The following is a 24,813-nucleotide window of genomic DNA, read 5'->3' on the forward strand; positions in this document are numbered from 1 at the left end:
GACAGCCCAATCTGGCCATCTCAATAGCCGTGTCTGAGCTTGAACTCCCTGGCCTTGCCGAAGTGTCCGTTACCGATAAAGGGTACGGGAGGCCTCAGGGCCGATAGCGGTGAAGGGTGATTGCTCATCAACACCAGATGGCCACGATCCTGAGGAATGAATACACGCTTGGACTGGGCGTGCGAGCCCCAGAGCATGAAGACCGTGGGCCGCCCCTGCTCTGCCACCTGGCGGATGATGGCATCGGTCAGCTCTTCCCAGCCTTTTTTGGCATGGCTTGCGGCCTGCCCTTCTTCCACCGTCAGGCTGGTGTTGAGCAGCAGTACACCACGCTGAGCCCAGCTCACCAGGCTGCCGCCTGGCTGGGGAAACGCCGGAAACGGCGTGCCCAGTTCGCGCTGCATTTCCTTGAAGATGTTCTGCAACGATGGCGGAACGCGCACCCCGGGTGCTACAGAAAATGCCAGGCCCTCGGCCTGCCCACGACCATGATAGGGGTCCTGCCCCAGGATCACGACACGCACCTCCTCGGCGGGTGTCAATTCCAGGGCCCGTAGAGGTTTGGGCGGGAAAATCACGGCCCCTGCACCCAGTCTTTGCTGCAAAAACTGCAGCAAGCCCTGGCCTGTGCTCCCTGCAAAGAAAGAGTCGACAACGGCTTGCCAGTCTGGCGAGACAGGCCAGTCCTGCGGATCTGCACTCATCAACTGGGTGGGCGCAGCGGTGTTGGCACTCATGCTCTGGCTAGTGAAGTTCATGCGTGGATTCTCTCAACTTCCAGAGTCACCTCGAATGATTTCCTCAAGGGTTCCTACCTATTTTGAGGCTCAAAATACCTGATTTCAGTGAGTGACACATTCTGACAATTTGCAAAGAATCGATTCCAACATAGCTGACCACTTGGCGGCTCAGGCTCACAAGGAGTTATTCATGCACACATCTTCTGCCAGTCACTCACAAGCCTCTGCCGCGCAGGCCTTCTTTTCCTGCGCCCGCCCTGCGTTCACCTTGAGTCCCCAGGGCTTCAAGTTTGCCGACTGGGAGTTGAGGCTGCGCTCGCGCAGCCTCATCAGCGCTGCCGGGCATGAGGTGGGACTGACCAAGAGCGAGTTCGCGCTGCTGCTGGCCCTGCTCAAACGTCCCAGGCAAATCATGAGCCGTGAGCAGATCATGGATCTGACGCAGGCCGAAGACGATGTCTTTGACCGTGCCATTGATGTGCAGATGCTGCGCTTGCGCCGCAAGGTCGAAGCATCGAGCCGCGCACCCACGCTGCTCAAGACCAAGCGTGGTGCCGGCTATTTTCTGGATGCCGATGTGCAGGTTCTGCGCTGAACCTGCACAGCAGCCAATCGCTCACTGAAACAACTGGGCCAGGGCCTCGCCCGGCTCGCGGGCACGCATAAAGGCCTCGCCCACCAGGAAGGCGTCAATGCCGGCGTCACGCATGGTCTTCACATCGTCGCGGCTCAGGATACCGGACTCGGTCACCAGCAGGCGATCGGCGGGCACATCCTTCTTGAGCGCAATCGTGGTCTGAATATCGACCTCGAATGTGCGCAGATTGCGGTTGTTGATGCCCACCAGCGGCGTCTTGAGCTTGAGAGCGCGCTGCAACTCCTCGCCGTCATGCACTTCCACCAGCACATCCATGTCCAGGCTGTGCGCAATCTGCTCCATCTCCGCCATCTGCGCATCGTCCAGGCAGGCAGCGATCAACAGCACGCAGTCGGCGCCCATCACCCGCGATTCGTAGATCTGATAGGGGTCGACCATGAAGTCCTTGCGCAGCACCGGCAGCAGCGTGCTCGCGCGGGCCTGCTTGAGATAGTCGGGTTGCCCCTGGAAGAACTGGCGGTCGGTCAGCACCGACAGGCAGGCCGCACTGATCTTGCCGTCGCCCACCATATAGCTCTGGGCGATATCGGCAGGATCGAAGTCGGGACGGATCACGCCCTTGCTGGGGCTTGCCTTCTTGACTTCGGCAATCACGCCAGCCTGTCCCTTGGCAATCTTGGCACGGATGGCGCCCACGAAATCGCGCGTGGAGACACGGCTTTCCGCATCGCGGCGCATCTCGGCAAACGGCACGGCCTTCTTGGCGGCAGCAACTTCCTGGACCTTGACGTCGCAGATTTTCTTGAGAATGTCAGACATGGTTTTCCTTGTTGGTGGCGGCATCTGCCGGGCCGCGCAAGACCTTCACGATGACGCGGTGCATGCCTATGCCCACCACGATGAACAGCAGGGAGAGGCCCAGCACGATCCAGGTGCCGGCATCACTCCAGATGGGCGCATCCAGCAGGTTCATGCCGCTGCCTGGCCGAGCTTTTGCGAATAGGCCACCAGCTCCTTGAGCTTGGCCAGTGCCGCGCCGCTGTCGATGGCCTTCTGCGCACGCTCCAGGCCCTCTTCGATCGAGCCTGCCACGTTGGCGGCATAGAGGGCGGCGCCGGAGTTGAGACAGACGATATCGCGTGCCGGGCCTTGGTCCCCCTGCAGCACGCCCATCAGCATGGCTTTGGACTCCTCGGGATTCTCGACCTTGAGCGAACGCGTGCCAGCCATGCGCAGGCCAAAGTCCTCGGGATGGACTTCATACTCGCGCACCACGCCGTCCTTGAGCTCGCCGACCAGCGTGCCCGCGCCCAGGCTGATCTCATCCAGGCCGTCGCGGCCGTAGACGACCAGCGCATGCTCGGCACCCAGGCGCTGCAGGGCACGCACCTGAATGCCGACCAGGTCTTCGTGGAACACGCCCATCAGAATATTGGGCGCAGATGCCGGGTTGGTAAGCGGGCCCAGGATGTTGAAGATGGTGCGCACGCCCAGCTCCTTGCGCACAGGGGCCACGTTCTTCATGGCCGGATGATGGTTGGGCGCAAACATGAAGCCTATGCCCACATCGCGTATGCAATCGGCGATCTGTGCGGCGTTGAGGTTGATGTTGACGCCCAGCGCCTCCATGGCATCGGCGCTGCCCGACTTACTGCTGACGCTGCGCCCGCCATGCTTGCTCACCTTGCCGCCCGCCGCCGCAATCACAAAGGTCGAGCAGGTGGAGATGTTGAAGGTGTTGGCGCCGTCGCCGCCGGTGCCGACGATATCGACCAGATTCCTCTTGTCGTGCACGTTCACCTTGTTGGAGAACTCGCGCATCACCTCGGCCGCAGCCGAGATCTCGCCAATGGTTTCCTTCTTCACGCGCAGGCCGGTGATGATGGAGGCCGTCATCACGGGCGAGAGCTCGCCGCGCATGATCATGCGCATCAGATGCAGCATTTCGTCATGGAAGATTTCACGATGCTCGATGGTCCGCTGCAGCGCTTCCTGGGGAGTGATCATTGCAATATCTCTCTATATTTTTGAGAGCTGCTTGCGCTTTCTTTCACTTGAATTCCTATTGTTTTCAATCTGAAATCAAGCAATGACATGCGCTGGCAGCTATCAATAAATCGGCTGTTATTTCTGATCGAGAAAGTTCTTCAGCATGGCATGACCATGCTCGGTCAGAATGCTCTCGGGGTGGAACTGCACGCCCTCGATGGCCAGCTCGCGGTGGCGCACCCCCTGGATTTCACCATCTTCGCTGGTCGCCGTGACTTCAAGGCACTCGGGCAGCGTGCTGCGGTCTATGACCAGAGAGTGATAGCGGTTGACCGTGAACTGCCTTGGCAGGTCGGCAAACACGCCCTTCTGGTCGGTGCTGATCACGCTGGTCTTGCCATGCATCTGCTGGCCCGCCCGGATGATGTCGCCGCCAAAGGCCGCGCCAATGCTCTGGTGACCCAGGCAGACACCCAGAATCGGCAGCTTGCCCGCGAAATGCTTGATCGCCGCCACCGAGATGCCCGCCTCGTTGGGCGAGCAGGGGCCGGGCGAGATCACCAGCCGCTCGATGCCTTCGCGCGCGATCAGCGCCTCGACTTCGGCCACCGTGGTTTCGTCATTGCGCACCACGGTCACCTCCGCGCCCAGCTCGCCAAAGTACTGGACGATGTTGTAGGTAAAGCTGTCGTAGTTATCGACCATCAGCAGTTTCATGGTCTTACTCCCCTGATTTCCTGGGTTCACGCAGGCGCGCAAATTCCTGGTGTTCGTAGTCGATGCAGGCTTCCATCAGCGCGCGATAGACGGTCTCCATCACATCGGGCTGGCCGCCCTCCTGCGCCGTGCGCTCACGCACGCGGCTGACGATGGCTTCGATGCGCGCCTCATCGCGCACCTGGCTCGCATCGCCCTTGATGCGCGCCGCCTGCTGCATATAGCCGATGCGCGTGACCAGCAGCGGCACCAGCACATCGTCGAGCGCATTCACATTGCGGCGCACATCTTCCATGGTGGTGCAGTGCTGCACCAGATCAATGGCTTGGCTCATTCCAGACCTTCCTCAACCAGTTCTGCGGCGCGCAACAGGGCGCGGGCCTTGTGCTCGGTTTCTCTCCACTCCAGCTCGGGCACGGAGTCGGCCACCACGCCGGCAGCGGCCTGCACATAGAGCACGTTGTCCTTGATGACGCCGGTACGGATCGCAATCGCCAGATCCATGTCGCCGGCAAAGCTCAGATAGCCGCAGGCGCCGCCGTAGATGCCGCGCTTGCTGGGTTCGAGCCGGTCGATGACTTCCATGGCATGCACCTTGGGAGCGCCCGTCAGCGTGCCTGCGGGAAAGGTGGCCTTGAAGACATCCATATTGTCCATGCCGTCCTGCAAGATGCCTTCCACATTGCTCACGATATGCATGACATGGCTGTAGCGTTCCACGGCAAAGGCTTCGGTCACCTTGACGCTGCCGGTCCTGGCAATGCGGCCGATATCGTTGCGCGCCAGGTCGATCAGCATCACATGCTCGGCACGCTCCTTGGGATCGGCGATCAACTCCTGCTCGGTGGCCTTGTCGGCTTCCACCGTATTGCCGCGCGGACGGGTGCCGGCCAGGGGGCGAATCGTGACCTTCTGGCCGTCGGGCGTGCGCTCCTGGCGCACCAGGATCTCCGGGCTGGCCCCCACCACATGGAAATCTCCGAAATGGTAGAAGTACATATAGGGGCTGGGGTTGAGCGAGCGCAGCGCGCGGTACAGCGACAGCGGCGAGGCCGTGAAACGCTTGTGAATGCGCTGGCCCACCTGCACCTGCATGAAGTCGCCCGCCGCAATCAGCTCCTTGGCCTTTTGCACGGCGTCCAGATAGTCCTGCTTGTCGAAGCTGCGCTCTGCGGGATAGCTCTCGCCGGCACGAATCTGCGGCGCGCTGACGGAATAGCGCAGCTGGTCCTTGAGCTGACGCAGACGCTTCTTGGCGCGGGTATAGGCCTCGGCCTCGCCGGGGTTGGCATAAACGATGAGATAGAGCTTGCCCGAAAGGTTGTCGATGACGGCGACCTCTTCGCACTGCAGCAGCATGATGTCGGGCGTGCCCAGGCTGTCGGGCGGACAGCTGTTCTCCAGCTTTTTCTCGATGTAGCGCACGGCGTCATAGCCGAAATAGCCGGCCAGACCACCGCAAAAACGCGGCATGCCGGGCGTGACGGCAACCTTGAAGCGCTGCTGATAGGCCGCGATGAAGTCCAGCGGATTGCCGCCTGCTGTCTCCACCACCTTGCCATCGGTCACGACTTCGGTCTTGGCTTCAGTGCCAAAGCCCGAGGCACGCACAAAGCTGCGTGCCGGCAGGCCGATGAAGCTGTAGCGGCCGAAGCGCTCGCCGCCGACGACGGATTCCAGCAAGAAGCTGTACTTGCCGTCGCCATTGGCATGGGCCAGCTTGAGATAGAGGGACAACGGGGTTTCGAGGTCGGCAAAGGCCTCGATCAGCAGGGGGATGCGGTTATAGCCTTGGGCCGCAAGCGATTTGAATTCCAGTTCCGTGATCACGGGAGAAGCTCCGGTAGTCATGGCGCATGGTGCATCTGCACGGATTGATTACGGGCAGATGACGCGTTTGAAGAGAGGATGCGCCGGTTCATTCCAATTGGCCCGAAGTATGCAACGCATGGGGCCGCGGGGTGCACGCCGGGCTCGTGCCGGGTGCTTCAGCAGTTCGGATGTGCAGGCTTACGCCAGGGCCAGGCTCCCCGGTCTCCACAACCTGCATTGAACGTGCGATGAATGAACATGATGCGGACAGTGTAGCGCATAGCGCCGCCGCGCAAACAATAGCGCTCCGATGCCGTGCAACTCCCCCTTTGCTGGGGACAGACCTGATTGCAGCCATCGCGGACAAAAACAAACATACCGTTTTTTACCGGAACGCTCGCCCACGGCGTGCAAGCGAAGCGGTCACCAGAACTGCTCGACCGGAAATCACGAGGAGACCGCCATGCCCAGTGCCTGTTTGATGCCAGCCTTGCTGCTGGCAGCCGCTCTTGCCTGCCCGGCCGCTCAGGCACAAGGCATGCCCTCCGAGCCCGTGAAACTTCACGGTGTCATCTATGCCCCCAGCTTGCAGTCCCAGGGCAGGACGCTGGAACTCAATGGCGCAGGAACCCGCTACAAGGCTGTTTTCAAGGTCTATACCGCCGGCCTGTACCTGGAAAAGCCGGCGCGCAGCCTGCAGGAGATCGCCGCCCTGCCCGGCCCCAAGCGTATCAGCGTGACCATGCTGCGCGATATCGACTCGGCCGAGCTGGGCAAGCTGTTCTCGCGCGGCATGGAAGACAATATGGAGCGCGCCGCCTTCTCCAAGCTGATTCCGGGGGTGATGCGCATGAGCGAGATCTTCACCCAGCACAAAAAACTGCTTGCGGGCGAGAGCTTCATGGTGGACTGGCTGCCCGGCCAGGGCGCCATTGTGACCGTCAAGGGCCAGCCTCAGGGCGAGGCTTTCAAGGAGCCCGAGTTCTTCAACGCCCTGCTGGGCATCTGGCTGGGTCCCAAGCCCGCCGATCAGCAGCTCAAGAAAGCGCTGCTGGGCGAGGCCGGCTGACTCACTTGAGCAGCTCGCGGTAATAGTTGGGCAGCGCAAACAGCGCGCCGTGCACGTGTTCGTTGTAGTACTGCAGATCCCGCACCTTGCGCTGCCTGAGGCGCTCGGCCACTTGCTGCGCCTTCAGCTCCAGCGGATCGAGCTCATCGGAGGCCACGGCCAGCCCCCAGTAAGCGCCGTAAAGCGGAATATAGAGGCCATAGCAGCGCACCACGGCAAACTGCTGACGCAGGATGCGCACCAGTTCGGCCACCTGCAGACCGTGGAAGACAGGGCTGCCCAGATGCAGCACCAGCGCGCCGCCCGGCGCCAGCACGCGCTTCATGCGTGCCAGCGCGTCAGGCGCATACAGGGCGCTGGCCGGGGTATCGGGATCGGTCAAATCCATCAGTGCCAGATCAAAGCGCTCATCCGTTGCCTCCATCAGTGCCAGACCATCGCCTATGCAGACCTCAACACGGGCATCATCGAGCGCACCACGATGCACGGCATGCAGATGCTGGCGCGAAAAATGCACCACGGCCTCGTCCAGCTCGGCCAGCAGCACCCGCTCGATGCTCGGATGCTTGAGCAACTCCTCGGCGGCCCCGCCATCGCCGCCTCCCAGAATCAAGGCTTTGCGCGGCGCGGGGTGGGCCGTGGCGACCGGGTGCACCAGGGCCTCGTGATAGAAGAACTCCTCGCCCTCGGAAGTCATGAAGCAATCATCCAGACGCAGCACCTTGCCGAACTGCGGCGTCTGCAGCAACTCCAGCTTCTGGTATGGGGTCTGCAGCGTCTGCAACGCCGTGGCGCGATAGCCAAAGCGTGCATGGGACGTGAGCTGCTCCCAGGCCCAGCCGAATTCGGGCTCGGGTGCAGGGTCCACGGCATGGTCTGCCGGCTGCGCCATGCCGATGTCGCCGCGCATCAATTGCTGGCGCAGCACCTTTTTGGGCACAAAAGCGTCGATCACGCCTTCCATCAGACGGCGGGCCTTGCCCGAGTTGTCGGCGGAAAAATTGCACACATAGACGTCGATGGTGACACTGCCCGTCTCGGGCCAGGTATGTATGGCCAGATGGGACTCCGCCAGCAGCACCGTACCCGTCACCCCGCCGGGCTGGCCTTCATAGGGCGGGAACTTCACCCAGGTGTCATCCACCAGGGTCAGCCCCGAGGCCGCAGTCTGTTCGCGGCAAAGCCCGGCGATGGCGTCGGCATCGAGCATGTAGCGCTCATGGCCTGCGCATTGGTAAAGGTCGGCAGTCAGGTGCAATCCGTGCATGTGGCGTGAGTCCCCCTTCGTTCTCTGCCGGCTGCAAGGCGATGCACGAGCCGACATTGGTTCAAACAAAGCAAATGACTCTAGCAAATATGCTTATCCGCACTCTTTCCTGCCAGATATGCGGACCAACAGACGGCATCACACCACAAGCTGTTCCAACGAATCCAGATGAGCCCTGGCCTCGACAGCCGTGATGGGCTGGCCGTGGTTGTAGCCGTAGGTCATCAGCACCACGGGGCAGCCGGCGGCATGGGCAGCCTGGGCATCGTTGCTGGAGTCGCCCACCATCAGCGTGCGCGCGGGTTCGCTGCCCAAGGCCTTGCAGGTTTCGACCAGCGGCATGGGGTCGGGCTTTTTGCGCGGGAAGGAGTCGCCACCGAACACGCAGTCGAAAAAGCCGTCCAGCCCCTTGGCGGCCAGCAGGGGCTGGGCAAAGGACAAAGGCTTGTTGGTCAGACAGGCCATGCGCAGCCCCAGGGACTGGAGTGCCTGCAGACCTTCGGCCACGCCCGGATAGACATCGGCAAACTGGCCGTTGATGGCCAGGTAATGGTGCTCATAACGCTGCCAGGCCCGGGGATACAGGGCATCGATGTCCGACGCCTCCACATGCGCCAGCACGGAACGGATCAGATGCTCGCTGCCCTTGCCCACCATGTTTTCGATGATCTGCGGCTTGATGGCCGGCAGTTGCAAATCGGCCAGCATGCGGTTGAGCGCTTCGGCAAAGTCCCCCAGCGTGTTCACCATGGTGCCATCGAGGTCGACCATGACGGCATCCAGTTCCAGGGCGGCGGCGGGAGCAGGCAGATTCAGCTTCATACAACTATCAATTCAATAGCTGCATGCGCTTTTCAATATTGGGCTTGCAGCCAAAAAAACTAAAACCCTCAAGCCCCGACTCCAAAAGCCGCGCTCTTGCATCAAGCGCAGCCGAAGCCAGGGCAGGGAGCCAGACCTGGGCGGCTTCGCCGCCTCAGTGCAAAGGAGCTGCGGGGCGCAGCGCCTTAAGCGGGAGTCAAGCAAGATTCTTGCGCATGGTGTCGATGACAGCCTTGTAATCCGGCTTGCCGAAGATGGCGCTGCCAGCCACAAAGGTGTCGGCACCGGCATCGGCCACGGCGCGGATATTGGCTTCCTTGATGCCGCCGTCCACTTCCAGGCGAATGTCTTTGCCAGAAGCATCGATCAACTTGCGGGCCTTTTCGATCTTGCGCAGCGTGCTATCAATAAAGCTTTGACCGCCGAAGCCGGGGTTCACGCTCATCAAGAGGATCAGGTCGATGTCTTCGATCATCCAGTCCAGCACCTCCAGCGATGCGGCGGGATTGAACACCAGACCGGCCTTGCAGCCGTGGCTTTTGATGTTCTGGATGCTGCGGTGCACATGCTGCGAGGCATCGGGGTGGAAGCTGATGTAGTCCGCACCCGCCTTGGCAAAGGCCGTGGCGAGATCGTCCACGGGCTGCACCATCAGATGCACGTCGATGGGCACGGGCTTGCCATCGGGTGTGACCGAATGGGGCTTCAAAGCCTGACAGATCATGGGGCCGAAGGTCAGATTCGGCACGTAATGGTTGTCCATCACGTCAAAGTGGATCCAGTCGGCGCCGGCCGCAATGACATTACGCACTTCTTCACCCAGACGGGCGAAGTCGGCTGACAAGATGGAGGGGGCAATACGGTAGGTGGGGCTCATGGATTGCAATTGTCGCAGTTACCATTAGCTCATGCCGATGAATGAGTTTCTGGTCCAAGTCCAGCCCGCCTACCTGCCTGAGCAATCTGCCCCGGCCGCCGGCGTCTATGTGTTTTCCTACACCATTACCGTCACCAACACGGGTGAGGTGCCGGCGCAGCTGATTGCGCGGCACTGGATCATCACCAACGAGCTGGGCCATGTCGAAGAGGTCAAAGGCTTGGGCGTGGTGGGCCGACAGCCGCTGCTGCAGCCTGGTGAATCCTTTGAATACAGCAGCGGCTGCCAACTGCGCACGCCCACGGGCACCATGCGCGGCAGCTATCTCTGCGTGAACCACGAGGGCGAGACCTTCGAGTGCGAGATTCCGCTCTTCGTATTGCAGATGAATGAGTCCGGCGGCCCCATGCCCATGCCTGAGAAGCGCGTTCTGCACTGAGGCAAGCACCCACATTTGCATGAAGAAAAGCACTCTTGACCTGCCCGGCCTGCTGGCGTCCCTGGACCCCGATGCAGGCCTTGCGCAACGCCATCTGTGGCTGATCCATCTGGCCGAATGGATACGCGCAGCCGAACCCTCTGTCGAAGGCGCCGTGCAGCGCGTGAAACAGATCGTCGAGGCCTTCGAGGCCGATCCCGAGGCCCTGTCCCGGCTGCGCCGCTGGAGCCAGACGCTGATGGAGACGGTGGACATCACCGCCCTGCTGGCCGATTTCGGCTTTGCCCCGCGCACGGCCATGGCCAGCGAAGTGGCCGAACGCCTGCGCTACAAGCTGCTGCCCAGCACGCCCGAGACCGAGGATGCCTCCGAGCTGTTCATGCTGGTCTTTCCCGACCGTTTCGACGCCCGCTGGCTGCATGCGCTGGACAGCCAACTCATGGCCCGCATCACCACCTTGCTGACCCCGCAACAGCTCGAAGAAGGTGTGAGCTTCTGGGAGCGCAACCTGCTGGATGCCATCACCTATTGCGCGGGCCAGATTCTCTCCACGGGGTTTGCCCCAGAGCTGCGTCTGCGCATGAGTGAGCAGGCACGCGAGGAAAAACCGTTTCATGCGCTGATCCACGATGTGGAGAACCTGCGTGTGGAGGTCATGCTGCCGCTGCGCACCACCGACAGGCGCGACGCCGCAGCCGCCCAGCTGCGCGAACGGCTCGAGGCCTGCCGCGCCGCCGTATCGTCGGTCTACTCCTATGTCGAGGCCGAAGGCATTTCAGTCGGCCTGATCTTCCGCCTGCGCCAGGTGCGTGCGCGCATTCTGCGCATTCGCCGCCTGCTCGATTGCCTGCTGGCAGAAGACCGCGCCTACGAGACGTCAGAGCTGCTCTCCAACCTCGTGGCCGTGGGCATAGAGCGGCGCAGCGTGCGTGCGCTGATGTCCACCAACTCGTCGCTGCTGGCGGCCAAGGTGGCCGAGCGCAGCGCCGAAACCGGCGAGCACTACATCACCCGCGACGGCAGCGAATACCGCAAGATGGTTGCCAAGGCCGCCGGCGGCGGCTTTGTGATGGCCTTCACCACGCTGGCCAAGTTCGCACTGTATGCGCTGGGCCTGTCCGTCTTCTGGTCGGGACTGGCTGCGGGCTTCAACTACGCCATCAGCTTTGTGCTGATCCAGATGCTGCACTTCACGGTGGCCACCAAGCAGCCGGCCATGACGGCGCCGGCCATGGCGGCCAAGCTCAAGGACATCCAAAGTGATGGCTCCATCCAGGAGTTCGTCGACGAAGTCGCCCATCTGGTGCGCTCCCAGGTGGCGGCCATTCTGGGCAATGTGCTCATCGTCTTCCCCGGTGCGTTGCTGCTGTCGCTGGGCTATGCCTATCTTGTCGGTCATCAGGCGCTCAGCACCCCGCATGCGCGCCAGGTGCTGGACTCGCTGAGTCTGCTGGGGCCGTCGGTGCTCTTCGCCGCCTTTACCGGCGTGCTGCTGTTTGTCAGCAGCCTGATTGCCGGTGGTGCGGAAAACTGGTTTGTGCTACGCAACATCGATTCGGTGATTCGCTACAACCCGCGCATCACCCGCTTTCTGGGCACGGGCCGCGCGGATCGCTGGGCAAGCTTCTTGCGCAAGAATGTCTCCAGCCTGGCATCCAATATCTCGCTGGGTTTCATGCTGGGGCTGGTGCCTGCATTTGCGGCCTTCTTCGGTCTGGGACTGGAAGTGCGCCACGTCACCCTGTCCACGGGCCAGATCGGCGTGGCCGTGGCATCGCTGGGCTGGGAGGTGCTGCATGACGACCTGCTGTGGTGGGCCGTGGCCATGCTGCCCTTCAATGCGGCGCTGAACGTGGGGGTGAGCTTCTATCTGGCTTTCCGCGTCGCCCTGCGTGCCCACAACGTCAGCGGCGTGGACCGCTCGCGCATCTACAAGGCGATACGCCAGCGCTTCTGGCGCAGGCCGCTGAGCTTTTTCTGGCCTTGACCTTTAACCGCCGCCGACCAGCGGCCACCAGGCCGCAGCATCGCGGGCGGCCAGAGACTTCATGGGTGAATTCGATCTGATCCGCCGCTACTTCCAGCGCCCCGTACGTCGCGCCGCCCTGGGCGTGGGCGACGATTGCGCGCTGCTGGCCCCGGCCCCCGGCATGCAGCTGGCCATCTCCAGCGACATGCTGGTCGAGGGCCGCCATTTCTTTGCCGACGTGAACCCGCGCCTGCTGGGTCACAAGGCTCTGGCCGTCAATCTCAGCGATCTGGCCGCCAGCGGCGCCAGGCCTCTGGCGTTCACGCTGGCCCTGTCTCTGCCCCGTGCCGACGAAGACTGGATCAGCGAATTTGCAACCGGCCTGCTGGCTCTGGCCGATGCCCATGACTGCGAGCTGATCGGCGGCGACACCACGGGCGGCCCGCTCAATATCTGCATTACCGTATTTGGCGAAGTCCCTGCCGGCCAGGCCTTGTTGCGCAGCGGCGCCAGGGCCGGCGATGAGATCTGGGTCAGCGGCACTCTGGGCGATGCACGCCTGGCACTGGAGGCCATGCTGGGCCATGTGCAATTGCCTGCCGAGCTGCTGCAGCAGGCTCGCCAGCGGCTGGAAGCGCCCACGCCGCGCGTGGCCCTGGGCCTGGCGCTGCGCGGCATTGCCAGCAGCGCGCTGGATGTCAGCGACGGCCTGCTCGGCGATCTCGGCCATATTCTGGAGCTGTCCAGCGTCGGGGCCACGGTAGACAGCCGCTGCACCACGCCCTTGATGGCCGCAGCCGCCTATCCGCAAAGCGATGCATGGCAATTCGATTCAAAGCTGCAGCAGCAATGCACACTGGCAGGCGGCGATGACTACGAGCTGTGTTTTACCGCCCCCGCAGCCCGGCATGCCGACGTGCTGGCAGCAGGCGCTGCCAGCGGCACGACTGTGCATCGCATAGGCCGCATCGATGCCGAGCCGGGCCTGCGCGTGATCGACGCAAATGGAGCCCTGCTGCAAAACCGCTGGAAATCCTTCGACCACTTCGGCAGCTGAACGCCGAGCACGCGGGCAGGAGGCGGCCGGCACCTGACAAGCGGCGCGCCCAGAGCCCTGGGTTAAGCTCAAGCCCTCGCTATCCACAAGAGCTGCCCAATGCGTTCAAGCCGTCTTCTGCCCGTATCCATGGTCTGTGTCGCAGCTGCTTTGCCCGGGCTCGCCCTGGCCGACGCCAGCAGCCTCAGTGTCTCGGGCAATCGCGCGCCCATCACAGAAGTCACGCTCTATCCCGGCATCGCCGCCGTACAGCGCGAGGCTCGCATCGACGCCCAGACACGCCTGCTCAGCTTTGAATGCCTGCCCTCCAGCGTGGACACACAAAGCCTGCAGATCAGCGGAGATGAAGGCGTGCGCGTGGGTGAGATCAAGACCCTGATGCAGTCCAGGCAGATGGCTGCCAAGGAATGCACCAGCCCGCTGGACCAGCAGATTCGCAGTCTTGAGGATCAGCTCGCAAACATCGAGGCCGAAGAAGGAGCAGCCAGGCTGGTGGGCGATTTTCTGCAGGGCATGAGCAAGCCCGGCGACGAAGCCAGAATCAGCCCCGCTCAGATCGCCGGCACCAGCCAGGCCCTGCGCCAGACCAGCCGCGACAACAGCCTGCGTGCTCACCAGATTCAGCGCCAGAAGCAGGATCTGCTGGCGCAGTTGCAGCCTCTGCGCCAGGAGCGCGACCGCACGGGCTCCGAGCAGTCTCAGGTCATGAAAGTCAGCGTGCAACTGGCCAGCGCACGCGCTGCCAATGTGCGCCTGAGCTATCAGGTGCGCGGCCCCAGCTGGCAGCCTAGCTACCGCGCTCAGTTGAACACCACCAAGCAGCAGGTGCAGCTGGAGCGCCAGGCCCTGGTCGTGCAGGCCAGTGGCGAGGACTGGAGCAATGTGCGCCTGCGCCTGTCCACCGGCCAACCCAGCCGCAGCACCCAGGGTGTCATGCCGCGCCCCTGGACGGTGGATATCGCCCAGCCAATGCCCCCCGCCGCTCCGGCACCAGCCCCCGTCGCCATGATGGCGCGCAGCGGAGCCCGGGCGATACGCGAAGAGGCAGCAGCACCGGACTTGCCGGTGCTCGATGTCTCCAGCATCAACACGGCCTACAGCACGCAATTCATCGTGCCGTACAAGATCAGCGTGCCCTCCAGCGCCGAGCGCATCACGCTGTCGCTAGGCCAGGAAAATCTCGCCACCAGCCTGCTGACCCGCACCGCGCCGGCCATGGAAGAGGCGGCCTATCTGATTGCCACGCTACAGGCTCCGCCAGGCATCTGGCCGGCGGGCCCGATAGCACTGTTCCGTGACGAGGCGCTGGTTGGCAATGGCAGGCTGGACTTTGGCAACGCCCAGGCACTGGCGCAAGGACTGTCTTTTGGCCGCGATGACAACGTCGTGGTGCGCCGCCTGCCTGCGCAAAGTCATACCGGCAGCGGCGGCTGGGTCAGCAGCAAGACCGAGCGCAGCATCGTGCGCAGCTACGCCGTCGAAAACCGTCACAACCAGCCCATCGCACTGCAGGTGCTGGACTCGGCCCCTGTTTCACGCAATGAGCAGATCAAGGTGCAGTCGCAATACAGCCCGCAGCCAGCCACCACCAGCTGGAATGCGCAAAACGGCATGGTTGCCTGGGAGCAGAATCTGGCCGCCCGCAGCACGGCCCAATTCCAGGCCACGCACCAGATCCGCTTTCCCGAAAACCAGCCCATCACCGGACTGCAATAAGCCTGCGCTTATCATCACGCCATGACGGATGACTCATCAAACAGCGCTGCAGCGCCTGCCGATATTGCGCAAGCAGCTATCAATAACAAAGCACACCCCGGCACGAATGCGGCGGGAATCGCCCACCCCAGCGTGAAGTTCATGCTGCAACACCCGGCCCATCTGATTGCTCTGGGCTTTGGCTCCGGCCTGCCCCGCGTCGCCCCCGGCACGGTGGGCAGCCTGTGGGCCTGGCTGGCCTATCTGGTGCTGGCACTGTGGCTGAGCCCGGCACAGATCGGCTGGCTGATTGCCGCCAGCATTCCCGTAGGCTGGTGGGCCTGCACCGTCACCGCAAAGCATATGCGCGTGGCCGACCCCGGCCATATCGTCTGGGACGAAGTGGTCGCCATGTGGATTGTTCTGTGGCTGTGCATGCCCATGGGCTTCTGGGGCCAGCTCACCTGCTTTGCGCTGTTCCGATTTTTTGATGCCGTCAAGCCCCAGCCCGTCAAATGGGCCGACCGCCTGTTCAAAGGCTTCGGCCTGCGCGGTGGCTGGGGAATCATGTGGGATGACCTGGTTGCTGCCTTCTGCACCCTGCTGATCGTGGCCCTCTGGCGACATTTCTTCTGACCGCGTGAGTCCTGGAGGAGACGATGAGCACACAAGAAGCCAATATCGAAGAACTGGTTCGGCAGCTGGCCGCCAGGCTGACCGAAAAAGGCTGGATGCTGGCCACCGCCGAAAGCTGCACCGGCGGCATGATTGCCGCAGCCTGCACCGATCTCGCAGGCTCCAGCCAATGGTTCGAACGTGGTTTCGTGACCTACTCCAACGAGGCCAAGACCGAGATGCTAGGCGTGCCTGCCGAGCTGATCGCAAAGCACGGCGCCGTCAGCAAGGAAGTCGTGCGCGCCATGGCTGAAGGCGCCATCCGTCACTCACGCGCCCAGGTCAGCATTGCCGTGACGGGGATTGCGGGCCCTAGCGGAGGCTCTGCTGAAAAGCCTGTGGGGACGGTGTGGGTGGGGTGGGGTCTGGGTCAATCGATCTACAGCATGCCACTGAATCTGCAGGGATCACGGGCCCGGATTCGTCTGGAAACGACGTCGCACATCTTGAAGACGGTTCTTGAAAACCTGCATTGATTGCCACTAGTAGACCAACGCAACCGTTCCGCAGTCCATGCGCCCCTCCAACTCGGCCTGTGCCAGATCGATCCCGAGAAGTCCCAGGAGCTGATTCAATACGGGGTCCAGCAGAGGTGCCAGGATTTGCGCCACCACGGTGGACACTGTTTTCAGGACTTCCGCGACCAGCTTGGTCACAAGATCCAGAACAGCGGCCAGAACATCATTGCCGGACGGTGGCTGAATGATCTCAATCTTATTTTTTATCAAAAGTCCCTGTAAACTTGATATCAAGCCATTCATACTAAATTTCTGAAACGCTTCATTGTTGCTGTTCAAGGACAGCAGGCTGTCAGGCGCACTCAAATCGAATATCTTGGAATCTTTCAAGGCCTCCGAGGAGTCAAGCTTTAAGCCTATTCCTCCATAATATCCAGCCTCTCTAGAAAGTAAATTCTGGCGACCTATATCGATAATCTTGAAGGGCTGCAGATAGCTTGATGGATTATTGCTGAAGGCATTCGTGAATGCCTCGTCAGCAGAGTTGCCGAACCGCCCGAACCGGATCTTGGCCACCGAGGTTTCAGCATGGACCCTCATCCTCTTGGTGGGCAAGCATTGACCATTCTCAACCCAGGCCTGCGCCCCAACCCCTTCGACCTGCACATCGAACCGGGTGGGCAACGTTGTCAGTTGAGGCGAGACACTGGTCAGCAAGCCAATCAAGCCTCCCAGTGCATTGACGAGCCCGGACAGGCCGTCCAGCACCTTGAGATCTACTGATATCAGCGCTTGAATCTGAGCGGTCTTCACTGCCACTGCAGCGTTGGCATAAGAGGATGCGCTGGTGGTGGGCAAGGCGGCAATCACCGATGCCTGAGGCGGCTCGATCACCTTCAGGTTGAGCTTTACGCCTGCCACTCCTGGAATATCCAGTGCATTTCCCTTGACGGCCACTCCGTTCTTCTGCCCTGAAACCTGAGCCAGCAGCTGGATGATGTTCAAGGCGTTCAGTTGCGTCTGCAATGCAGCTTCCGGCAAGCCTGAACTGACATTCAATATTTGTCTAAGCGTGATCTGCACATTGGATATATTGGCGGCAATCACGGCATTTAGTGCGGTAATAGCTGCATTGACTGCGGAGGCAGAGTCTCCATTGGAAATCGGCCTTTGGAAAAGCGTCAGCATGACGTTGACCACATCCAGAGCAGAAATAGGCGCATCCAATATCTTCTCGTAATCAATAACGGTCGCATTGATATCTATGAGTCCTTTTTTTCCGCCTAATTCCTTGAAGAAATCGAGCAGAGAGACATGGGCATTAGACAGACCGTTCCAGCCCACTGCCTGAATATTCAAATTCCCCCCCAGCAAACCACCAATGATCGGATTCAAAATGGCCGATTGTTTATCGTCGATGACAAGCAAGGTGCTTCTGATTCTCAGCTGTGCCAACGGCCTGCTTCGCGCCGCGGTTGCAACGGCTTCGACTTGACGGCCATTCGCGGCAGTCACTGAAAACAGGAACAAATACGGCACCGTTCGCGCAACGGTCACACGGGAAGCATTCAACGGGCTGGCCCCATTCACAAAATAGGTCCTGGTATCGGCCACCCCGGGACTTGGGGTCCAGTTTCCGCATTCAACCTGCGGCGCCCCCGTCATCCCGTTCAAGGTCGCGATACGAGCCGCATTCGCCTGGCAGGCTGCCGGAGTTTCGCCCTGGGCCCCCGCCAACGCAGCCAAATCCGCAATCTTCTGCAACTCACGCTTCTGCCAGAACACATTGCCGATATCGATGGTTGCCAGGCAGATCACGGCAATCATCAGCCAGAGCGCCCCCAGCGTCGCCACAGAGCCCGATTGGCGACGAATGCGAACACGGCTCAGGTCTTTGGCAAAAGACTGCATGCAGAAAACCTCGCTGACCGCTTAGCGGCTACCACCTGTCTTGCTGCCCACCTGTGTTTCCGAGCTTTCCGGGATCTTGTGGGTAAAGCTCTCCAGATAGCGCTGATAGCTGCGCTGGGCCACATCGCTTGTCACGGGATAGGCATTGCGCGATGCGTACTGCCCACTGGCCTGCAGCGCCAGCAGATAGCTGGTGGCATCGCCCACACGATTGCTTGCGGGCGGCGTCAGGGAAGCGTTGCCTGGAGCCGGCGTCTGGGTCACCGCAGCCTGCGCAGGTGCTGTGGGCGCTGAAACCGGGCTTCGCGGGGCACTCATATTGGTCACGCCCGTGCCGATGCCGGTATTGCTGCTGGCCTGCGCCAAGACGGCCGAGGCCATGCCGAGAGCCATCAACGCCAAGGTGAATGCGCGGGCCCGTTGGGTGAATGCTGTCTGCATATTCATGGGGACTCCTTGAAGGTTCAGGGCCAGGCACGCTCGGGTGCACTCTTCTTGGCAGAAGCTACAGGCTTGCTGCCGGCATCTTCATCGGGCGTCTCGAAAAACAAGCCGCCCGCCGCTGCGCGCTGGGGCAGCAGGGCTTGCACAGCCTGTTTGCTACCGGATTCACCGGATTGGCGAACGGCGGCAGGATATGCCGCCGCCATCACCACCGCAGCGTCCGGCACTGATCTTGTCGGGCGCACGGGCTGGCGCGAGATCACGGGCTGCGGTGCAGACTCGGCGCGTGTAGCCTGCGCTGGTTGCGCCTGCTGCAGTTTGGCGGGCATCGCCTCGTTAAACAGAGGCTGTGCAGCTTTGCCCGCCTCCTGCCTGAAGGACTGAGAAGCCGTCGCCACGGTGGCCTCCAGCGGCGGCGCAGTTTTTGCTATCAAAGCAGGAACTAGTTGCGCTTTATTTACAGCCATTTCAGACTGCTTTGGCACTAAAGTCATTTCCAATGAAGCGGCAGCTGCTACATCGACAGGAGCGTCAATTGTCTGCACAGGCACAGGCGGCGCGTAGGCATAGGTTTGCGGAGCTGCTGGCATCAATTGGCTCGCCCCCTGACCAGGGTGACGTGGTCGCCCTGCATCGAAGCTGCCGCCAGAGACCATCCACTGACCACCACTGGGCCCCCGCTCCACATTCCGCGCCATCATTGGCGCAGCTGCGGGCAGCGGCAACGGGGACTGGGACGTTTGAGCAGGAGGCTGCACAGACTCCGCTGCCTTGACTACCACCACCGGAGCCTTTGCGGCTTCAGGCTCCGGTGCGGGCTTTTTTGCGGTGGGCACCTCCTGCGCTGCGGCAGGCTCCGGCACTTCGGCGGATTTCCCGGAACTGGCCACGGCCTCGGGGGCGGTTTTCACTTCCGGACGAGAGAGGTTGACGACCTTTCCGGTCGCAGCCGCGGCAGGCTTTGCCGCGGCCAGGCTTGCAGTCCTCAACCACTCCCCAGCCTGCTCCTTGACCAGTTGCTGGGTCTGTGCATCCAGCTTGCGCTGGCGCATGAATTCCTCGGCCTGCGCGCTCTGGCCGCTGACCATCATGAACAGGCTCAGATTGACACTGGCCTGAGCGTCCTCGGGGTTGAGCTGCGCCGCCTGCATCAAAGGGATGCGCGCTGCATTCAGATCACGCGCACGCAGATAGGCATAGCCCAGATCGGTCAACAGGCGCGAGTCCACGGGATTGCTCATGCGCGCCTGCTCCATCTGCAGAGCGGCACTGCGAAAGTCGCCCTGCTCTGCGGCCACACGGCCCAGGCCGTAGCGTGCGGCTCCGTCCTTGGCGCTGCCCAGCAGGCCCTGGTAAATGGGGATGGCCGCACTGAGCTGCCCCACCTGACGCAATGCATCGGCGCGCAGCAGCCGCGAATCGCTGGAAGCGCCCCACTGCTTGTCCAGTGCATCCAGGTGCGCAATGGAGGCATACCAGAGCGACTTGGACTGCATCTGCTTGACCAGAGCGAGGTAAGTGTCCTGCGTGTCGACCACCGCCTCCTTCTCCAGCGGTCTGTCTGCTGCGGCCTTGGCTGCGGGCGACAACACGGGCTGGCTCTGCCCCAGCAGATTACCCATGCTGGAGCAGCCCGACAGCAGGGCCATGGTTGCAGCGGCCAATGGCAGCATCAGATATCGGCTTTCTTTTTTCATTTCGTCATTCCTCCCAGCGCCCGAATCACGGCAAGGAACCCCGGTCCGGCTGTAATGATGATCAGGGCCGGAAGCAGCGTCACCACCATGACGGCAGTCATCTTGACCGAGATCTTTCCTATCAACTCCTTCATCTTGGCCTTGCGCTGCTCACGCAGACGTTCGCCAAAAATGCGCAGCGGCTCCTGCACGGCTCCGCCGTATCTGTCGATCTGAATCATCAGCGATGTCAGATTGGCCAGGTTGTCGTTCTGATAGACCTCGCTCATGCGCCCAAAGGAACGCTCACGCGTGCTGCCCCGGCTGTACTGCTGGTTGGCCAGCTGTATCTCTCGCGAAAGCACGGGCATGACGTTGCCGAAATCGGAGCCAATCACCTGCAGGGTCTGGTCCAGACTCATGCCCGTGCCTTGCAGCAAGCCCAGCAAATCGACGAGCAAAGGCAGCTCGCGGGCGACGCTGGCCCTGCGGCGGCGAGCCACGCTGCGCAGCACCCATTTGGGAAGCAGAAAGCCTATGGTGAACGCTGCAAACAGGTAGAGCAGAAATTGCTTGCTGCCCGAAAAAACAAAGGCAGCAAGCAGCGAAAACAGTACAGAGACCACGCAGCGCGCTATCAAATACTGCAGCTGCGCGCGAGTCGATCCCCAACCGCATTTGCTCAGCAAAATGCGATCTTCCTGTGCAACCAACGCCTTGCCAAGCGAGGTATTGAGCCAGTGCGCAGGCAGCTCGCCATCGCCATTGAGCGAGCGCAGCAGATCTGCGGGCCTGGCAGGCGTAGCAGCCTCATTCGCCGCAGCCGCGCCGCTGCGGCTCAGTGCATCCCGCACCACCTGACTACTGCGTTCGCGTCGCTGATGCGCATAGGCAATCAAAGCCGCCCCGATCAGCGCCGCCAAGGCCAGAAATGCCACGCTCAGCATCAGCAAAAGACGGGATGTCTCCATCAATCTGCCCCCTCATCGAGCTTGGCCATGCGGTAGAGCAGCAGCACACCAAAGACCTGCAAAGCAGCTGCTGCCCAGATGATGTTGCGGCCACTGGCGTCATTCCACATATTCAAAAAGTAGCTCGCATTGAAGGAAATGATCAGACAGCACACGGCCACCGGCAGCAGGCTCAACACCCAGGCGGACAGACGCGTTTCGGCCGTCATGGCAGAGAGATCCTGCTCGGCCTGTTCGCGGTCGCGCATGAAATTGGCCACACGCTCCAGCAGCAGATCGACCCGACCGCCATAACGCACGCTGATGCGCAGAATAGCTGCCAGCAAGTGCAGCTCGTCCAGCCTGGTCTGCCTCGCTACATGGGCCACCGCATTTTCCAGATCCATGCCCGCGCGGGCCAGACTGGCGGCTTTTTCCATGACCGACTGCAACGGGTCTTTGGTGCTGGCTACAGCCATCTGGAAGGCTGCCTGAACGGAGTTGCCAATGGTCACCAGGCGCACCGTGTTATCAAGAAAACCGGGCAGTTGCTGCGTGAGCCTGGTGCGGTACTTCTGTGCCCGCGTGTAAAGCAAAAAGAAGAAGCCAATCCCCAGCACCACCAGCGCGGCACTACCGGCCAGCCAGCCAACAGCAAAGCCAACGATCAGAAACGCCGCGACAATCAAGGCCAGACTGCCATAGAAAAGTCTGGCACTGGCCGTCCCCAACAAAATGGCGGGAACCGGCCAGCCTGCTCTTTTCTCGTTGCCCAGTAAGGCATCCGCCACTGAACCATCAAAAGCCGATGTCGCATCCTTGGCGACAAACCCGGCCGCAGCGGCCGCGCTTTTCTCCAGACTCTGCTCCAGATGCCTGGTCATACGGTGCGTCCTCTGCTGCCGGCCGACAAGCATCCACAGCGCAATCGCGGCAGCCGCAATCAGCAGCGCCAGACTCAGGAGCAAAAACGCATTGCTAGCCATGGCGCAGTCCCGCATGGTTTGCGCCGTTGCCTCCGGCGTGCTGCAGCACCGCACGGTAGCGCGTCAGCTTGGGCGTATGCGGCACCATGCCCAGCGTGGTCCAACGCTCCAGATCCTCGCCGTCGGGTTGCGGCAGCAGCTCGTGACGATAGAGCTCCTGCGTGGCAATCACGCTATCGATGATGCCTGTGACTTCGGTGATCGACGTGATGCGCCGCTTGCCATTGGGCAGGCGGCTGATCTGCACGATGAAGTCGAGCGCATTGGCAATCTGGCGGCGCAGGCTGACCTCGCTGCCCTGAAAGCCCGCAAAACCGGCAAGCATCTCCATGCGATGCAGACACTCACGCGGAGAGCTTGCGTGGATGGTGGCCATGGAGCCGTCGTGGCCGGTGTTCATGGCCTGCAACATCTCCAGCACTTCCGCGCCGCGCACCTCGCCCACCACAATGCGATCCGGGCGCATGCGCAGGCTGTTGCGCAGCAGATCCCGAATGGAGACCACTCCCGCGCCTTCAAAGCCACCGGGGCGGCTTTCCATGCGCACCACATGCGGATGAGGCAGCGTCAGCTCGGCCGTATCCTCAATCGTCACCACCCGCTCATTGGCGGGGATAAAGCCCGCAATCGCATTGAGCATGGAGGTCTTGCCACAACTGGTGCCGCCGCTGATAAGAATATTGCAGCGCTCGCGCACCGCCAGCTCGAGCAAGCGGGCCATGCCTTCGTCCATGGTGCCGAAATCGACCAGATCCTGAACCCGCAGCGGATCATTGCGAAACTTGCGTATCGACACCGCAGGCCCGTCCAGCGACAACGGCTCTATCACCACATTGATACGCCCTCCATCCGGCAAGCGCGCATCGACCATGGGCGTGGATTCATCGAGGCGGCGCCCCAGCGGTGAGATGATGCGGCGCACGATGCGCAGCACATGAGCGTTGTCGGTGAAATGCAAGGCCTCCTGCTGCAAAATTCCCTTGCGCGAAACGAATACGCGCTGATAACCGTTGATCAGAATGTCCTCGACCTCCGGGTCGGCCATCAAGTCGTCAAGCGGCCCCAGCCCCGACAGCTCCTTGTTCAGAGCCTGCGCAATCCATTGCACCTCCTCGTCATTGACGGGAAACCGCTGCTGACGCACAAACTGCTCCAGCTCCTGGTGCACGAACTGGCGCACACGACTGGTTGACCATTTGGCAAACACCGCGCCAAGCTCCTCCACACGCGTCAGCAAATGCTCGTGTGCGACGTTCTTGATCAGCAGCAGTTGCTTCGAGTCCGAAAAATGACTGCTTTTTTCGGCGAAAACAATATCCATGCTCATTCGCCTCTCCTCAATCGCTTGGCCCATTGCCCCAGAACGCCCGACGCTGGCGCCGCGACCTTGTCGGCCGCAACCGCTCCGCTGAGCAATGCTCTGGCCATGCTTCTGACACAGGTCACATAGGGATCACCGCGCAGCGACTGCGACAACAACTGTCCACAGCTGGCGGCATTCAGCAAAACCGTGGATCGATCCGGAACCACGTGCAGCAATTCCAGACCAAGGCGCTGCGCGACCTCTTTGGCGGGCAGGCCGGCCTGCACATTGAAGCGGTTGAGCACCAGTTTGAGCGTGCTGCGATTCACACCCTTGGCATCAAGCTCCTTGAGCATCTGTGCCGTAGACACAATGCCTCCCAGCGACTGGTCACAAACCACCCAGCCCTGTCCGCTCTCGCGTAGCAAAGGCGCCAGAAAATCAGCCTGCACCATGCCGCCCAGATCAATCACCTGCACCCCAAGCAAGCTCTTGAGCGTGTTGACTACGCCCGCTGCAGCCGCAGGGCTGACTTCGCGCAGCATGCCCAGATCGGAAGGCCAGGCCAGAGTCACAGTGCCCGTGGAGTGCTTGACAAAGGCCGATTCGATCAATGTCGCGTCCAGGCGGCGCGTATTCTGAACCGCATCCACAAAACTGAAGTCACCAGCGATGCCCAGATACAGCAAGCCATCGCGTGCAGGCAAGCCCAGATCCAGCAATACCGCATGTGCGGAATCATCCAGCGGCAACTGACTTGCGCCAAAAGGCCTGGCAAGCTGTTTCTTGTTCTTGGCGCCTCTCACGTCATAGGCATGCATCTCCTGGAACATCACGGCCAGATGCGTTGCCAGCGTAGTCACTCCCATCCCTACACGTGCCCCCAGCAAAGGCAGGGAGAAACCTTTTGTTTCCTGCTCCAGAGCTACAGCCGCAGGCAGCTGACTGCGTACATGCATCTGATGCCTGATGGCGACGCTGGCCTCACTTTCGGACGCATCCCAGTCAATGAATTCAGCCACACCACAGCGCAGGGCTGCGCGCATGGACATTGGCTCCACGGCGGATCCAGCCCCCATGATCACCACCCCAGGGAATATGACGCGCAGATCGCTGACCAGGGCGATGGCAGCCTCCGTCATGGGAGCCGAGAAATCCACTACCACCACGCCAAGCCCTGGCGCCGAAATCGCAGTATGAAGCGCAGCCAGATCGCCTGCCACCGGTATCACTTCCGCATCGCTACCCAGAGCACTCGCCAGCCAGAAAGCGTGCGATGGCGACTGGGTGACCAGCACCACTCGTGCATTGCCTCTCGCCGCCCCTGGCTGTGCGGTATTGAGTTGGGATGAGTCCATG

The 24,813-nt window shown here is 61.6% G+C and carries 25 protein-coding genes; 8 read left to right on the forward strand and 17 right to left on the reverse strand.

The features are described 5' to 3' along the window. Positions 1-20: 20 nt before the first annotated feature. The gene (locus AAIL67_RS12045) at positions 21-758 is read right to left on the reverse strand and encodes a uracil-DNA glycosylase (RefSeq protein ID WP_080746147.1); all 738 of its coding nucleotides are present in this window, start codon (positions 756-758) and stop codon (positions 21-23) included. A 172-nt stretch (positions 759-930) separates the two neighbouring features. Here AAIL67_RS12045 and AAIL67_RS12050 point away from each other — a divergent pair, with 172 nt between their 5' ends. Then, positions 931-1,335: a winged helix-turn-helix domain-containing protein gene (locus AAIL67_RS12050; protein WP_012840108.1), complete on the forward strand. Its 405-nt coding sequence runs from the start codon at positions 931-933 to the stop codon at positions 1,333-1,335. 21 nt (positions 1,336-1,356) lie between these two features. On the opposite strand, the gene trpC is transcribed toward AAIL67_RS12050, so the two are convergent. The 6 genes from trpC to trpE all read right to left on the reverse strand — a co-directional run bounded on the left by trpC (position 1,357) and on the right by trpE (position 5,874). Beyond that, entirely contained in the window at positions 1,357-2,157 is an 801-nt protein-coding gene (gene trpC, locus AAIL67_RS12055; protein WP_034355065.1) for an indole-3-glycerol phosphate synthase TrpC, read from the reverse strand. Next, positions 2,150-2,311: a hypothetical protein gene (locus AAIL67_RS12060; protein WP_165570836.1), complete on the reverse strand. Its 162-nt coding sequence runs from the start codon at positions 2,309-2,311 to the stop codon at positions 2,150-2,152. Before AAIL67_RS12060 ends, trpC begins: the two co-directional genes overlap by 8 nt. Then, positions 2,308-3,351: an anthranilate phosphoribosyltransferase gene (trpD, locus tag AAIL67_RS12065; RefSeq protein WP_122974798.1), complete on the reverse strand. Its 1,044-nt coding sequence runs from the start codon at positions 3,349-3,351 to the stop codon at positions 2,308-2,310. Before trpD ends, AAIL67_RS12060 begins: the two co-directional genes overlap by 4 nt. A gap of 111 nt (positions 3,352-3,462) precedes the next feature. Next, entirely contained in the window at positions 3,463-4,044 is a 582-nt protein-coding gene (locus AAIL67_RS12070) for an aminodeoxychorismate/anthranilate synthase component II (protein ID WP_063663557.1), read from the reverse strand. Positions 4,045-4,048: 4 nt separating this feature from the next. Then, complete coding sequence (locus AAIL67_RS12075; protein WP_034377357.1) at positions 4,049-4,378, reverse strand: chorismate mutase; 330 nt, start codon at positions 4,376-4,378, stop codon at positions 4,049-4,051. Beyond that, the gene (gene trpE / locus AAIL67_RS12080; RefSeq protein WP_054073726.1) at positions 4,375-5,874 is read right to left on the reverse strand and encodes an anthranilate synthase component I; all 1,500 of its coding nucleotides are present in this window, start codon (positions 5,872-5,874) and stop codon (positions 4,375-4,377) included. Before trpE ends, AAIL67_RS12075 begins: the two co-directional genes overlap by 4 nt. 520 nt (positions 5,875-6,394) lie before the next feature. On the opposite strand from trpE, the gene AAIL67_RS12085 reads away from it, so the two are divergent. Then, complete coding sequence (locus AAIL67_RS12085; protein WP_231905895.1) at positions 6,395-6,925, forward strand: chalcone isomerase family protein; 531 nt, start codon at positions 6,395-6,397, stop codon at positions 6,923-6,925. Between the two features lies 1 nt (position 6,926). Here AAIL67_RS12085 and speE read toward each other — a convergent pair whose 3' ends face one another. The 3 genes from speE to rpe all read right to left on the reverse strand — a co-directional run bounded on the left by speE (position 6,927) and on the right by rpe (position 9,891). Beyond that, a complete protein-coding gene (speE, locus tag AAIL67_RS12090; protein WP_343484111.1) occupies positions 6,927-8,192 on the reverse strand; it encodes a polyamine aminopropyltransferase in 1,266 nt (421 codons plus the stop codon). A gap of 138 nt (positions 8,193-8,330) precedes the next feature. Further along, positions 8,331-9,014: a phosphoglycolate phosphatase gene (locus AAIL67_RS12095; protein ID WP_343484112.1), complete on the reverse strand. Its 684-nt coding sequence runs from the start codon at positions 9,012-9,014 to the stop codon at positions 8,331-8,333. A gap of 196 nt (positions 9,015-9,210) precedes the next feature. Next, entirely contained in the window at positions 9,211-9,891 is a 681-nt protein-coding gene (rpe, locus tag AAIL67_RS12100) for a ribulose-phosphate 3-epimerase (RefSeq protein WP_063663544.1), read from the reverse strand. 31 nt (positions 9,892-9,922) lie between these two features. Here rpe and apaG point away from each other — a divergent pair, with 31 nt between their 5' ends. From apaG to AAIL67_RS12130, 6 genes are all read left to right on the forward strand, one after another. After that, positions 9,923-10,330 (forward strand): Co2+/Mg2+ efflux protein ApaG, encoded by a 408-nt coding sequence (apaG, locus tag AAIL67_RS12105; protein WP_063663542.1) that lies wholly within the window; start codon positions 9,923-9,925, stop codon positions 10,328-10,330. A gap of 19 nt (positions 10,331-10,349) precedes the next feature. Beyond that, the gene (locus tag AAIL67_RS12110) at positions 10,350-12,317 is read left to right on the forward strand and encodes a site-specific recombinase (RefSeq protein ID WP_343484113.1); all 1,968 of its coding nucleotides are present in this window, start codon (positions 10,350-10,352) and stop codon (positions 12,315-12,317) included. Between the two features lie 61 nt (positions 12,318-12,378). Next, entirely contained in the window at positions 12,379-13,356 is a 978-nt protein-coding gene (gene thiL / locus AAIL67_RS12115; RefSeq protein WP_343484114.1) for a thiamine-phosphate kinase, read from the forward strand. 99 nt (positions 13,357-13,455) lie between these two features. Beyond that, a complete protein-coding gene (locus tag AAIL67_RS12120; protein WP_343484115.1) occupies positions 13,456-15,072 on the forward strand; it encodes a DUF4139 domain-containing protein in 1,617 nt (538 codons plus the stop codon). Between the two features lie 21 nt (positions 15,073-15,093). Beyond that, positions 15,094-15,687 carry a phosphatidylglycerophosphatase A gene (locus AAIL67_RS12125; protein ID WP_343484116.1) on the forward strand — a complete coding sequence of 198 codons (594 nt, stop codon included), beginning with the start codon at positions 15,094-15,096 and terminating at the stop codon, positions 15,685-15,687. A gap of 23 nt (positions 15,688-15,710) precedes the next feature. Further along, the gene (locus tag AAIL67_RS12130) at positions 15,711-16,202 is read left to right on the forward strand and encodes a CinA family protein (protein ID WP_224649145.1); all 492 of its coding nucleotides are present in this window, start codon (positions 15,711-15,713) and stop codon (positions 16,200-16,202) included. 6 nt (positions 16,203-16,208) lie between these two features. Here the strand turns inward: AAIL67_RS12130 and AAIL67_RS12135 are convergent, their stop codons facing one another. The 7 genes from AAIL67_RS12135 to AAIL67_RS12165 are packed head-to-tail and all read right to left on the reverse strand — an operon-like array spanning position 16,209 to position 24,812. Continuing rightward, positions 16,209-18,095, reverse strand: coding sequence for a TadG family pilus assembly protein (locus tag AAIL67_RS12135; protein WP_224649147.1), 1,887 nt, complete (start codon positions 18,093-18,095; stop codon positions 16,209-16,211). A 21-nt stretch (positions 18,096-18,116) separates the two neighbouring features. Continuing rightward, positions 18,117-18,542 carry a DUF3613 domain-containing protein gene (locus tag AAIL67_RS12140; protein ID WP_224649149.1) on the reverse strand — a complete coding sequence of 142 codons (426 nt, stop codon included), beginning with the start codon at positions 18,540-18,542 and terminating at the stop codon, positions 18,117-18,119. A 17-nt stretch (positions 18,543-18,559) separates the two neighbouring features. Continuing rightward, the gene (locus AAIL67_RS12145; RefSeq protein WP_224649151.1) at positions 18,560-20,236 is read right to left on the reverse strand and encodes a tetratricopeptide repeat protein; all 1,677 of its coding nucleotides are present in this window, start codon (positions 20,234-20,236) and stop codon (positions 18,560-18,562) included. Continuing rightward, complete coding sequence (locus AAIL67_RS12150) at positions 20,233-21,186, reverse strand: type II secretion system F family protein (protein WP_034355112.1); 954 nt, start codon at positions 21,184-21,186, stop codon at positions 20,233-20,235. Before AAIL67_RS12150 ends, AAIL67_RS12145 begins: the two co-directional genes overlap by 4 nt. Then, positions 21,186-22,151, reverse strand: a complete 966-nt coding sequence (locus tag AAIL67_RS12155; protein ID WP_224649153.1) for a type II secretion system F family protein — start codon at positions 22,149-22,151, stop codon at positions 21,186-21,188. Before AAIL67_RS12155 ends, AAIL67_RS12150 begins: the two co-directional genes overlap by 1 nt. After that, positions 22,144-23,478, reverse strand: a complete 1,335-nt coding sequence (locus AAIL67_RS12160; protein WP_224649155.1) for a CpaF family protein — start codon at positions 23,476-23,478, stop codon at positions 22,144-22,146. The genes AAIL67_RS12155 and AAIL67_RS12160 overlap by 8 nt, the downstream gene beginning before the upstream one ends. Further along, positions 23,475-24,812: a histidine kinase gene (locus AAIL67_RS12165; RefSeq protein WP_224649156.1), complete on the reverse strand. Its 1,338-nt coding sequence runs from the start codon at positions 24,810-24,812 to the stop codon at positions 23,475-23,477. Before AAIL67_RS12165 ends, AAIL67_RS12160 begins: the two co-directional genes overlap by 4 nt. Position 24,813: the final 1 nt, after the last annotated feature.

It is taken from the genome of Comamonas sp. A7-5, assembly GCF_039581385.1.
Classification (GTDB): Bacteria; Pseudomonadota; Gammaproteobacteria; order Burkholderiales; family Burkholderiaceae_C; genus Comamonas; species Comamonas thiooxydans.